The following is an 11,842-nucleotide window of genomic DNA, read 5'->3' as shown; positions in this document are numbered from 1 at the left end:
CTCCTTGCATTGGTGTAGTTAAAGTGCAGTTTGCAAAGATAGATTTAAGTATCGCAGCAAGACCGATGTCGTACAACAACAACTCGACAAACGATAACGCCCTCCGCGAAATCTTAAGGAATTGTGCTCGAGTTACAGCTTGATATCGAAGTTAATCTCGGGCACGGCCGCCAAGTCGGCCAACGTCACGCCGTCGACGTACTTTTCAATCACGTCGTCCAGACCGCGCCAGAACTTCACAGTAGAGCACAGATCGCTGCGAGTGCAGTTGTTATCGATGCCATCGCATGCGACGGGCGCCGTGCTGCCCTCGACAGCACGCAGTATATCGCCGGCTCGCACCTCGGCCGGGTCCACGGCCATCATGTAGCCGCCGCCCTTGCCGCGCACACTCTTGAGCAGGCCCGCCTTCATAAGCGGACGGACCAGCTGCTCCAAATACTTTTGCGAAATATGCTCGCGGTCGGCAATCTCGCGCAGGGCGATTTTGCCCTCGGCGTCACCGAGCGCCGCGATATAAATCATCAAACGGAGGGCATAGCGGCCCTTAGAAGAAATGAGCATACCTACCCTCCCGGTGCGCTTGAGAAAAAATCATCAGCAGAGTTTGCCCCCGATGCCAAGCGTGTGGGACAGACGATCCCGACTATTATGTCCCACATCTGAAAAGTCGAGTGGATTAGTCGGGTTTTCCCTTGACTAACGCCGAACCCATAGTAACTTTATTCCGAGAAGATTCCTAGGGTTTAGTACACCTATGAGTACACCATAAACAGAGAGGGACAGCATGAGCGCAAATCCGCTGCTTTCCATCGAAGGTCTGACCGCCTCCGTGGACGAGAAGACCATCCTCCACAACGTCAACCTCAACGTCGCCGCCGGCGAGACCCATGTGCTGATGGGGCCCAACGGCGCCGGCAAGTCCACCCTCGGCCACCTGGTCATGGGCGATCCCGTCTACACCGTGCAGAACGGCCGCATCGTCTTTGACGGCCAGGACATCACCGAGCTCACCGCTGACAAGCGTTCGCGCGCCGGCCTGTTCCTGAGCTTCCAGGCTCCGGTCGAGATCCCGGGCGTGCCGCTGTCGAGCTTTTTGCGCGCCAGCATCGCCGGCCGCCCCGGCCTGGAGATGAAGGGCAAGGAATTCCGCCGTCGCGTCAAGGAGCTCGCGGCCGAGCTCAACATGGACACCGCCTACCTCAACCGTGAGCTGGGCGTAGGCTTCTCGGGCGGCGAGAAAAAGAAGGTCGAGATGCTCCAGCTTCTGCTGCTGCAGCCCAAACTCGCCATCCTGGACGAGACCGACTCCGGCCTGGACGTCGACGCCCTGTCCACCGTCAGCCACGGCATGGACGCCTACCGCAAGAGCTGCAACGGTTCCATGCTCATCATCACGCACAACACGCGCATCCTGGAGCACCTGGATGTCGACCGCGTCCACGTTATGGTCAAGGGCCACATCGTGCGCGAGGACGACGCCTCGCTGATCCCCTGGATCGACAAGAACGGCTTTGAGGCCTTCGAGCGCGAGGCCGCCGAGCAGCGCGCCCAGGCCGAGGCAGCCGCTGCCGAGCAGCAGGCGTAAAGGGGCGACGCAATGACCAAGAACCGCACCGAGGTCGCGGACATCGACCGCAGCCTCTACGACTTCACCTATGGCGAGGAGGGATTCGAGCGCCTCGACGCCGGCATCACGCCCGACATCGTGCGCGAGATCAGCGCCAAGAAGGACGAGCCGCAGTGGATGCTCGACCTGCGCCTCAAGTCCCTCGAGATCTTCAACCGTTTTCCCGACCCAACGTGGGGCCCCTCCATCGAGGGCCTGGACATGGACAACATCGTCACCTACGTCAAGCCCAACACCGACCAAAAGCACGACTGGGAGTCGGTGCCCGACGACATCAAGAACACCTTTGAGCGCCTGGGTATCCCCGAGGCCGAGCGCAGCTACCTGGCAGGCGTCGGCGCGCAGTACGACTCCGAGCTCGTCTACCACAACATGCAGGACACCGCGTCCAAGATGGGCATCGTCTACTCCGGCATCGAGGAGGCTCTGCACGACCCGCAGTGGGAGCCGCTCATCCACGAGAAGTTTATGACGCTCATCCCGCCCACCGACCACAAGTTTGCGGCCCTGCACGGCGCCGTATGGTCGGGCGGCTCGTTTGTCTACGTGCCCAAGGGCACCAAGCTCGATTTTCCGCTGCAGAGCTACTTCCGGCTCAACGCCAAGGGCGCCGGCCAGTTTGAGCACACGCTCATCATCGTCGAGGACGACGCCGACCTGCACTTCATTGAAGGTTGCTCCGCACCCAAGTACAACGTGGCAAACCTCCACGCCGGCGCTGTCGAGCTCTTTGTGGGCAAGCGTGCGCACCTGCGCTACTCGACCATCGAGAACTGGTCCAAGAACATGTACAACCTCAACACCAAGCGTGCGCGCGTGGACGAGGACGGCGACATCGAGTGGATCAGCGGCTCCTTCGGCAGCCATGTGGGCTACCTCTACCCCATGAGCGTGCTCAACGGCCGCCGCGCCCGCTCGAGCTTTACCGGCATCACCTTTGCCGGCGCCGGCCAGAACCTCGATACCGGCTGCAAAGTCGTGCTCAACGCGCCCGATACCTCGGCAACCGTCGAGACCAAGGGCATCTCCAAGAGCGGTGGTATCCAGACCTTCCGCAGCTCTATCGTGGCCACGCCCAAGGCCGAGGGTTCCAAGGCAACCGTGAGCTGTCAGTCGCTCATGCTCGACGACCAAAGCCGCTCCGATACCATCCCCGCCATGGACATCCGCGCCAAAAACGTCGACATCGGCCACGAGGCCACCATCGGCCGCATCGGCGACGACAAGGTGTTCTACCTGATGAGCCGCGGCATCTCGGAGGAAGAGGCCCGCACCATGATTGTCAACGGCTTTGCCAACCCGGTCTCCAAGGAGCTGCCGCTTGAGTACGCCGTCGAGATGAACAACCTGATCAAGCTCGAGATGGAAGGAGCGATCGGATAATGAAACAGACCACGAACACGCCGAACGCATTTACGTCATCCGAGCTTCTGCAGTGCGACGTATCGGGAGCGACGAGCCCGACGACGCGTACTAAAGGTACGCGAGGAGGGTCGGAGCCCCGAGACGGCGTGCTGCAGGAGATCGGGGGCGTCAACGCGATGCCGGCCGCCACATGGGGCTGGCTCAAGATGAACCAAACCAAGCTCGAGCTTTCGGACGAACTTGCTGCCGCTCCCGCCGAGGCCGTTGAGGTCGAGGGCCTGGACGAGCAGATCCATGGTGCGGCCGACGCCTTCGATACCGCCATGGAGGCCATGGCCGAGCGCTTCCCCGAGCGCCGTGCCTCAGCCCCCGGCGACGCCGCCGACCGCGCCCGCATCACGCCCGAGACCGAGCTCGACGTGCCCGCCACCTCTGTCTACCAGGCCGGTGCCATCAAGCTCGAGGAGGAGCTCTCCCCCGCCGAGGCCTTCGAGACTGGCATGGGTGAGGCCGCCTACACCTACCTGGCCGGCCACGCCACCAAGCGCATCGTCATCGATGTGCCCGCCTACGGCCGTGCCACGGTTACCGTGCGCGTGAGCGGCGTCGATGCCGCCGCTGCCATCGCCGCCATCGATGTCGTTGCCCGTCCGCAGGCAACGCTCGACCTGCAGATCGCCCTGGACTCCCCCGTTACCGGCGAGGGCGTCGTGGGCTCCGTGCTGCGCGTGTGTGCTCACGAGTACGCCACCGTCAACGTGACCTGCACGCAGACGCTCGACGACAGCTGGATCGCGCTCGACGACACCGGCCTGTTCCTGGACGAAGGCGCACGCGTCAACGTGCAGCACACCGTACTGGGTGCTGGCGCCAGCGCCACCGGCCTTGCCGGCGACCTGCTGGGCGATACCGCCAAGGTGACCATCGATACCGATTACCTGGGTGCCCGCGAACAGGTGCGCGACTTTAACTACGAGCTTCGCCACCGCGGCCGCAAGACCGAGTGCGAGATCGATGCCAACGGCGTGCTGACCGGCACATCCAAGAAGGTCTACCGCGGCACCATCGACCTCGTGCACGGCTGCAAGGGTGCCGTCGGCACCGAGCGCGAGACGGTGCTCTTGGCCAACAAGGGCGTCGACAACAAGACCGTTCCCGTCATCCTCTGCGACGAGGACGACGTCGCCGGCAACCACGGCGCCACCATCGGCCACGTCCGCGACGAGCAGCTGTTCTACCTCGCCTGCCGCGGCCTTGACCAAAACGACGCCGAGGACCTGTTCATCCGTGCCAAGCTGGAGGACGCCGCACTTTCCGCCGCCGACGAGCGCATCCGCGCCGCCGTCGTCCGCTTGGGCAACAACCTGATCGATAACTTTGAGGAGGAGCTCGCATGATCGACACCGAGCACGTTAAATGCGATACCTGTACTGCCCCCGAGCCCATGGAATTCGACGCCAGCGACGAGGCCTCGCGCGGCTGGCCTACCGTCGACATCGAGACCAACCCCTACAAGGCGCAGTTCCCGCTGTTCCAACAGCACCCCGAGATCGCCTTCCTCGATAGTGCCGCCACCGCGCAGCGCCCCGCCTGTGTGCTCGACGCCGAGCGTGACTTCTACCAGCGCATGAACGCCAACCCCCTGCGCGGCCTGTACTCGCTGTCCGTCGAGGCCACCGAGGCCATCGCGAAGGTGCGTCAGCAGATCGCCGACCTCATCGGCGCCTCCCAGGCTAATGAGATCGTCTTCACCCGCAACACGAGCGAGTCGCTCAACCTGGTCGCCAAGAGCTTTGCGCCCACGGTGCTGGAGCCCGGCGACGAGGTCGTCATCACCATCATGGAGCACCACTCCAACCTAATCCCGTGGCAGCAGGTCTGCCGCGAGACCGGCGCCAAGCTCGTCTACCTCTACCCCACCAAGACCGGTCAGCTCACGACCGAGGAAGTGCTTGCCAAGGTGGGCCCCAAGACCAAGATCTTGGCCGTGGGTCAGATCTCTAACGTGCTGGGCGTCGAGAACCCGGTCAAGAATCTCGGCAAGCTCGTGCACAAGTACGGCGGCTATCTGGTCGTCGACGGCGCGCAGTCGCTGCCGCACATGCCGGTCGATGTGGCCGATCTGGGAGCCGACTTCTTTGCCTTTAGCGCGCACAAGGCCATGGGCCCCATGGGCATCGGCGTGCTGTGGGGCAAGATGGATCTGCTCAACGCCATGCCGCCCATGCTTACCGGTGGCGAGATGATCGATTCGGTCACCGAGCAGGACGCCGCCTGGGCGCCCGTCCCCGAGAAGTTCGAGGCCGGTACGCAAGACGCCGCCGGCATCTTCGCCACGGGCGCGGCGCTTGATTACCTGGTCAATACGGTGGGCTACGAAAACATCCAGGCCCGCGAGCAGGCGCTTGTCCACTACCTGATGGGCGAGCTCATGCAGCTCGACTTTGTCCAGATCATCGGCTCCATCTATTGGGACAACCACCACGGGGTCGTGAGCTTTAACGTCAAGGGCATCCACCCTCACGACGTCGCGAGCATCATGGACATGGACGGCGTCTGCATCCGTGCCGGTCACCACTGCGCGCAGCCGCTGCTCACCTGGCTGGGGGTCGAAAACCTTGCCTGCTGCCGCGCCAGCGTGGCCTTCTACAACGACAAGGCCGATATCGATAAGTTCATCGCCGGCCTGTATCACGTTTGGAGCACGTTCAATGGGTAATCTGTACACCTCCACCACGTTTATGGAGCACAACTCCCACCCCGACTACAAGTACGAGATGGATGCCCCCACGCACGAACACGACGGTATCAACCCCAGCTGCGGCGATGAGCTCACCCTGCAGCTGCGTGTCGAGAACGATGTGATCGAGGAGGCCTCGTTTACCGGGCACGGCTGCGCCATCAGCCAGGCCAGCGCCGACATCATGGCCGACCTCATCACGGGCGAAACGGTCGAGGAGGCTCGTCGTCTGGCAGGGCTTTTCCTCGCCATGATCCGCGGCGAGGAGCTCTCCGAGGAAGACTTGGAAGACTTGGACGAGGCCGCCCAGCTCCAGGACATCTCACACATGCCCGCCCGCGTCAAATGCGCCGAGCTCGCCTGGCGCACCCTCGACGGCATGCTCGAGGGTCAGGCTAACCAGTAACGGATGCCCCGAATCCAAGGTTTTTGATTGCCGAGCCGCCCGATACGGGCGGCTCGGCTTTTTCATAACGAGCGCACGCGCAGCCACGCTTCCGGCGCCCAATCTTCATTTATCGCACGGCCAACCGCAAGCACAAGCGTTATTCACAGTACCAAAGGCTTGCCACAGGGCCACGGGGCACGCCGAGCAAAGCGCCAGGCACCGTCCTACTAGGCTCCGGCTCGCCTCCTGCCTGCCGCAGACGGGTCCCATAGGGTGCGGCGTGCATTTTTGCGAGTATTCAGCACGCCAAGCTATGTGCATACAAATCACGAGCATAAATTAGCGCCTTCGGGCGCGTGTATATTGCGTTTTAGAACAGGCATTACGGTCTACGGGGACGCAAACGCGTGCTTCGGGGCGTAATGGCAGACAAATAATTGTCTCGGGGCCCGCAAGTTGCAAGGTTATAGTAGTTCCGACAGCACTACGATGCTGAAAACTCCGCTTTTTGCACGGCGTGGACGGGGGTAGGCACGGGCAAAACCGGACTGAGCTATTGTTTTATGCAAGACGGCAATCATTCTATGCATATTTAGAAGTGTAGTTAACGTCCAAGCATTTAGAATGATGGTCCCAGTGGGCAGACAGCCCTATCCCAGGCTGTCATCAGTCCGCACCGCCGTTCGAGCACGGGCGCGCACAATACGAGAAGCGGTACTTTTGCTTATCCCCGTATACCGCTCAATCTGGCGCACCGTAAAACCAGCATCGTGCAAGCCAAGAATAACGATATTGCGCTGCGCCGGCGGCGCCGCTTTAACCCCCTGGAGCGCAACCCCGAATCCCTTAGCCAACTCGTCGGCAAAGGCGTGCCGCCCCAACTCCATCTCTACCAAATCGCGCATCGCCGGATCGCCGCCGTCGGGCGTCGAAAGCGAATAGGCAATAAAGGCCTTAGCCGAACCAAAAAGCTCAAGCACGCAAGAAGGATCGGAAAATCCCCTCGTAGCATCTGCCTCGTCACCGTCGTAAACGCGCAGATGCTCCGCAAAGCTGCTCCAGGGATAACGCTCAATTAGGTTGATGCCCGCATCCTGCGGATCGGCGTGAACGGAGCGAACAGCCTCCATCACCTGTCGGTCGGTATCGAGCGAACAGCGCTCAAAACGTTCCCGGAACAGGCAGCCCGATCGCCCGGTACGCTTATTGAACCGACGAGCATACGTCAACAGCAGGCGCTGCATGGCTGCACTCATGTTGTCCTCATAATCCAGAAGTACCAAATCCACATGGTCGCCCATGAGGCACCACGCCACAATCGTTACCTGGGCATCGCGGCAGCAGTCGCGCATCAGCTCCAAAAACTCCCACCGGTCCTCGTCGCTCTCAAAGATCAGCTGACTGCCCATACCGCGGGCACAGACATGGTAAAAACCGGTGATCGTTTTCCAAACACGCTGCATGGCGCTCCCTTCGCCGGGACCTGCTTACCGTCCAATACATCACGATTGAAACGTGCCATCAAAAACATTCACGCAAAATGGCACCCGTCGACGGTAAAAGGCGGCAAACCGACGGCGAATGGCATCATAACCACAGGCTAGACACCGCAACAGGGGCAAGAACTAACCAATAACTTGACCAGAACTGACCCCCTATAACGTAACGCATAACCGCAACCAGGGTTGTTAAATCGTTTCAATTGAAAGTTCCGCGCTTCTCGTTACGAAAACTGCGCCGTTCGCCGAATATTCCGTGCATTTCGCGGTATTATAGGGGCTGCATGTCATGTCCCTTTCGAAGGGTCGCCCGGCAATCACCAGCCACGACCTCCAGACGGGACGCCAACACGATAGAGAGGAGAGGCATGCAGTACTCACAGGAAGTGGAGAACATGTGCCCCGTTGCCAAGGGTGCATACCACGGCCCCGCACCCATCCCCGAGGAGGGCAAGTGGGTCCAGGCTAAGGAGATTTCCGACATCTCCGGTCTTACGCACGGTGTGGGTTGGTGCGCACCTCAGCAGGGCGCCTGCAAGCTCACGCTGAACGTCAAGGACGGCATCATCGAGGAGGCCCTCGTTGAGACCATCGGCTGCTCGGGCATGACCCACTCTGCTGCCATGGCTTCCGAGATCCTTCCCGGCAAGACCATCCTCGAGGCCCTCAACACCGACCTCGTCTGCGACGCCATCAACGTTGCTATGCGCGAGATCTTCCTGCAGATCGTTTACGGCCGCAGCCAGACCGCGTTCTCCGAGGGCGGCCTGCCCGTGGGCGCCTCCCTCGACGACCTCGGCAAGGGCCTTCGCTCTCAGGTCGGCACCATGTTCGGCACCAAGGCCAAGGGCGCTCGTTACCTCGAGCTCGCTCAGGGCTACGTCACCCGCATGGCTCTCAACGACAAGAACGAGATCATCGCGTTCGAGTTCCTGAACCTCGGCAAGTTCACCGACGCCGTCAAGGCCGGCAAGACCCCCGAGGAGGCCATCGCTGGCGCCATGGGCCACTATGGTCAGTGGGAGAACGCTGCCAAGTACATCGACCCGCGCACCGACGAGGAGACTCACTCCGTCGCCAGCGTGTTCCCGGTTCACGAGTAGAAAGGGAGGGAAATAACTATGACTGTTACGTTCGAAGGTTACGAGCGCCGCGCTGACAAGATCAACAAGTGCCTCGCCGACAACGGCATCGCCTCCCTCGAGGAAGCTCTGCAGATCTGCACCGACAAGGGCTTCAACCCGCGTGAGATCGTCAACAACACCCAGTCCATCGCCTTCCAGAACGCCGAGTGGGCCTACACCCTCGGCTGCGCTCTCGCTGTCAAGCGTGGCGCCAAGAACGCTTCTGAGGCTGCCGCCATCATCGGCGAGGGCATCCAGGCCTTCACCGTTCCCGGCTCCGTCGCCGAGGACCGCAAGGTCGGTCTGGGCCACGGCAACCTGGGCGCTATGCTGCTCTCCGACGACACCGAGTGCTTCGCCTTCCTGGCCGGCCACGAGTCCTTCGCTGCCGCTGAGGGCGCTATCGGCCTGGCTCTGAACGCCAACAAGGCTCGTAAGAAGCCGCTGCGCGTTATCCTCAACGGTCTGGGCAAGGACGCCGCCCAGATCATCGCCCGCATCAACGGCTTCACCTACGTGAAGACCCAGTTCGACTACTACACGGGCGAGCTCAAGGTCGTCGAGACCATCCCCTACTCCGATGGTCCCCGTGCTGCCGTTAACTGCTACGGCTCCGACGACGTCCGCGAGGGCGTTGCCATCATGTGGCACGAGAACGTCGACATCTCGATCACCGGTAACTCCACCAACCCCACGCGCTTCCAGCACCCCGTCGCTGGCACCTACAAGAAGGAGCGCATCGAGGCTGGCAAGAAGTACTTCTCCGTCGCCTCTGGTGGCGGCACTGGCCGTACCCTGCACCCGGACAACATGGGCGCCGGCCCTGCCTCTTACGGCATGACCGACACCATGGGCCGTATGCACTCCGACGCCCAGTTCGCCGGTTCTTCCTCCGTGCCTGCGCACGTCGACATGATGGGTCTCATCGGCATGGGCAACAACCCCATGGTCGGTGCCACCGTCGCCTGCGCTGTCGCCGTCGAGGAGGCCCTCAAGGCCTAATCGCGCCCGCGCGATGCTCATATAGTTGAGCCTTGGAGCCGCTATCCACCCGGGTAGCGGCTCTTTTTTATTCCAAAACAGCCAATCGCTTTGGATTGCTCCACGAAAACGGCCCATCTACTACGTTTAACCCGCGCAGCTCGACCATAGCCGGGTTTTTGAAAATCAATAAGCCGTCTACCTGCGGTTTTAATTTTGTAATTCTCGGTATGATTGGGGGTGACCGCCCAGACGTAGTAGATAGGCCCATTTCGTGGCGAGCGGATCGACCCGAGGCGCAGGACAGCTCGTAAAGCCCCCGTCTCAAATTGACTACTCCAAAATAAATGTCCGATATATCAGTTGCAGCGAAATACGAGATGCCCGGAGACGAAGCCAGCGAATGCGTACGACGCCCGCCTGCCATATTCGCCCTTTACCGAATAGCGCGGCCTTTGCATCGCATTAGTCGATCACCCATGCGACAATGCGCCGGACGAGAAAGGAATCCCATGGAATCGACTGATGTACTGGTAATAGGATCTGGCATTGCGGGCCTTTGTGCCGCCATAGAAGCGGCACGCGCGGGCGCGACCGTTGCCGTCGCAAGCGCCGGCAAAACTATGAGCGGATCGAGCTTCTTCCCGGGCACCTGGGGCCTTGGCCTTATTGGCCCCATCGACGAAGACGACGAACAGGACCTCATCGACACCGTCCAGACCGTGGGCGGCGGCGTCGCCGACCCTACGCTCGTCCAGACGTTCGTCCACGGTATTCCCCAGGCCATCCAATGGCTCGAGCAGGATCTAGGTGTTGAGCTCCAGCGTCCGCAAAGCGCTGAGAGCGCTCAGCAAAAGCAGTTTATCCCCTGCTTTGACCATAAGACGCGCAATTGGCGCGGCCTCACTCGCAAGCCCCTTGAGGACGCGTGTACGGCCCAGATCAAGTCTCTCGGCATTCGCCTACTCCCCCGCCACGAGCTTATCGACCTTGTTGAGGACACGACCGGAAAGATTATCGGCGCCGTACTCTACGACCGCACAAACGAGCATCTCGTGCCTATGGCAGCCAAGGCCACCATCATCGCTGCGGGCGGCACGGGTGGCCTGTTCGAGCGAAGCCTCACTTCCGCCGACGTGCTCAGCTCCTCGCAGGCCATCGCGCTGGCACACGGCGCAACGCTCACTAATATAGAGTTCATGCAGATGATGCCGGGCTTCATCGAGCCCAAGCGCAACCTTGTCTTTAACGAGAAGACCTGGCGCTACGTACATGTAGACCAGCCGGTCGATATTGCCGACGAAAAGCTGGACGATCTACTTGAGCAACGCTCCGGATATGGTCCCTTCACCTCGCGCTTGGCCTCCCGCGCCATCGATCTTGCCATCGATCAAGCGGGTACCGAAGGTCTGGCGCTCCACTACGACTTCCCCCGCGAGGACGTCCCCGAGTTTGTGCAGACCTTTGCCACCTGGCTACAAGACGAGCACGGCATCGCGCCGACCGACGAGATGCGTGTGGCGATGTATGCCCACGCCGCCAATGGCGGCATCAAAATCGACAAGACCGCATACACGGGCGTTGAGGGCCTCTATGCCTGCGGCGAGGCGACAGGCGGCATGCACGGGGCCGATCGCATTGGTGGCCTGTCAAGCGCCAACGGCATCGTGTTTGGGCGCATCGCGGGCGCCTCGGCAGCCCAAGCAGCACAGAATGCACCTGAGGTGGCCTCAAAGGCGGATGTCGCCCTCCCCCAGCATGGCATTGCCACAACAGACGCCAATCGCCTAACCCGTAGCCTCAAGCACACGATGAGTACCTATTGCATGATCAACCGCACCGAAGCAGGCCTCTCCAAGGCGCTGCAAGAGCTTGAAAGCCTGCAAGACGAGGCCACCATGCTGAGCAAGCCATATGTCAATGACAGCGAAATCGCGGCTTACGCCCGCCTGCAATCGCAGATTCAGCTGGCAGCGGAAATGGTCAAAGCCATGCGCAAACGGACCGAAAGCCTCGGATCGCACTATCGAGCGGACTGATTCGATTCCCACCTTGAGCTTGATCACAATTACTCAACATGTATCGAGCCCCGTAAGCATGATTCCCCTAAGGAGA

The 11,842-nt window shown here is 61.2% G+C and carries 10 protein-coding genes; 8 read left to right on the top strand and 2 right to left on the bottom strand.

All coding sequences use genetic code 11. The annotated features are described in order from the left end of the window. Positions 1 to 132: 132 nt before the first annotated feature. Positions 133 to 564 carry an RrF2 family transcriptional regulator gene (locus ACTQX9_RS04245; RefSeq protein ID WP_154518293.1) on the bottom strand — a complete coding sequence of 144 codons (432 nt, stop codon included), beginning with the start codon at positions 562 to 564 and terminating at the stop codon, positions 133 to 135. Positions 565 to 787: 223 nt separating this feature from the next. Between ACTQX9_RS04245 and sufC the strand changes: the two genes are divergently transcribed. Genes sufC through sufU form a run of 5 tightly spaced genes read left to right on the top strand, consistent with a single transcriptional unit; the run spans position 788 to position 6,141 of the window. Next, positions 788 to 1,588, top strand: a complete 801-nt coding sequence (gene sufC, locus ACTQX9_RS04240; protein ID WP_441540582.1) for a Fe-S cluster assembly ATPase SufC — start codon at positions 788 to 790, stop codon at positions 1,586 to 1,588. A gap of 12 nt (positions 1,589 to 1,600) precedes the next feature. Continuing rightward, positions 1,601 to 3,013: a Fe-S cluster assembly protein SufB gene (sufB, locus tag ACTQX9_RS04235; RefSeq protein ID WP_117854891.1), complete on the top strand. Its 1,413-nt coding sequence runs from the start codon at positions 1,601 to 1,603 to the stop codon at positions 3,011 to 3,013. Continuing rightward, positions 3,013 to 4,392, top strand: coding sequence for a SufB/SufD family protein (locus ACTQX9_RS04230; RefSeq protein WP_441540581.1), 1,380 nt, complete (start codon positions 3,013 to 3,015; stop codon positions 4,390 to 4,392). Before sufB ends, ACTQX9_RS04230 begins: the two co-directional genes overlap by 1 nt. Further along, the gene (locus ACTQX9_RS04225) at positions 4,389 to 5,714 is read left to right on the top strand and encodes an aminotransferase class V-fold PLP-dependent enzyme (protein WP_229770730.1); all 1,326 of its coding nucleotides are present in this window, start codon (positions 4,389 to 4,391) and stop codon (positions 5,712 to 5,714) included. The genes ACTQX9_RS04230 and ACTQX9_RS04225 overlap by 4 nt, the downstream gene beginning before the upstream one ends. Beyond that, positions 5,707 to 6,141: a Fe-S cluster assembly sulfur transfer protein SufU gene (sufU, locus tag ACTQX9_RS04220; RefSeq protein ID WP_427718807.1), complete on the top strand. Its 435-nt coding sequence runs from the start codon at positions 5,707 to 5,709 to the stop codon at positions 6,139 to 6,141. The genes ACTQX9_RS04225 and sufU overlap by 8 nt, the downstream gene beginning before the upstream one ends. A 632-nt stretch (positions 6,142 to 6,773) precedes the next feature. Here sufU and ACTQX9_RS04215 read toward each other — a convergent pair. Further along, positions 6,774 to 7,586, bottom strand: a complete 813-nt coding sequence (locus ACTQX9_RS04215; protein WP_441540580.1) for a transposase — start codon at positions 7,584 to 7,586, stop codon at positions 6,774 to 6,776. A gap of 404 nt (positions 7,587 to 7,990) precedes the next feature. Between ACTQX9_RS04215 and ACTQX9_RS04210 the strand changes: the two genes are divergently transcribed. The 3 genes from ACTQX9_RS04210 to ACTQX9_RS04200 all read left to right on the top strand — a co-directional run bounded on the left by ACTQX9_RS04210 (position 7,991) and on the right by ACTQX9_RS04200 (position 11,766). Further along, the gene (locus ACTQX9_RS04210) at positions 7,991 to 8,725 is read left to right on the top strand and encodes an iron-sulfur cluster assembly scaffold protein (protein ID WP_006235554.1); all 735 of its coding nucleotides are present in this window, start codon (positions 7,991 to 7,993) and stop codon (positions 8,723 to 8,725) included. A gap of 18 nt (positions 8,726 to 8,743) precedes the next feature. Further along, positions 8,744 to 9,748: a GGGtGRT protein gene (locus ACTQX9_RS04205; RefSeq protein WP_154518278.1), complete on the top strand. Its 1,005-nt coding sequence runs from the start codon at positions 8,744 to 8,746 to the stop codon at positions 9,746 to 9,748. A gap of 491 nt (positions 9,749 to 10,239) precedes the next feature. Continuing rightward, positions 10,240 to 11,766, top strand: a complete 1,527-nt coding sequence (locus ACTQX9_RS04200) for an FAD-dependent oxidoreductase (protein ID WP_441540579.1) — start codon at positions 10,240 to 10,242, stop codon at positions 11,764 to 11,766. Positions 11,767 to 11,842: the final 76 nt, after the last annotated feature.

Origin of the sequence: Collinsella sp. LCP19S3_F2 (assembly GCF_052121015.1) — a bacterium.
Taxonomy (GTDB): domain Bacteria; phylum Actinomycetota; class Coriobacteriia; order Coriobacteriales; family Coriobacteriaceae; genus Collinsella.
This window is presented reverse-complemented; position numbering and strand designations above follow the sequence as displayed.

Bases quoted from the DNA above. Each gene is read 5' to 3' on its own strand.
- ACTQX9_RS04215 (WP_441540580.1), bottom strand. From the start codon at position 7,586: ATGCAGCGTGTTTGGAAAACGATCACCGGTTTTTACCATGTCTGTGCC.
- ACTQX9_RS04210 (WP_006235554.1), top strand. From the start codon at position 7,991: ATGCAGTACTCACAGGAAGTGGAGAACATGTGCCCCGTTGCCAAGGGT.
- ACTQX9_RS04245 (WP_154518293.1), bottom strand. From the start codon at position 564: ATGCTCATTTCTTCTAAGGGCCGCTATGCCCTCCGTTTGATGATTTAT.
- sufC (WP_441540582.1), top strand. From the start codon at position 788: ATGAGCGCAAATCCGCTGCTTTCCATCGAAGGTCTGACCGCCTCCGTG.
- sufU (WP_427718807.1), top strand. From the start codon at position 5,707: ATGGGTAATCTGTACACCTCCACCACGTTTATGGAGCACAACTCCCAC.
- ACTQX9_RS04230 (WP_441540581.1), top strand. From the start codon at position 3,013: ATGAAACAGACCACGAACACGCCGAACGCATTTACGTCATCCGAGCTT.
- ACTQX9_RS04200 (WP_441540579.1), top strand. From the start codon at position 10,240: ATGGAATCGACTGATGTACTGGTAATAGGATCTGGCATTGCGGGCCTT.
- ACTQX9_RS04225 (WP_229770730.1), top strand. From the start codon at position 4,389: ATGATCGACACCGAGCACGTTAAATGCGATACCTGTACTGCCCCCGAG.
- sufB (WP_117854891.1), top strand. From the start codon at position 1,601: ATGACCAAGAACCGCACCGAGGTCGCGGACATCGACCGCAGCCTCTAC.
- ACTQX9_RS04205 (WP_154518278.1), top strand. From the start codon at position 8,744: ATGACTGTTACGTTCGAAGGTTACGAGCGCCGCGCTGACAAGATCAAC.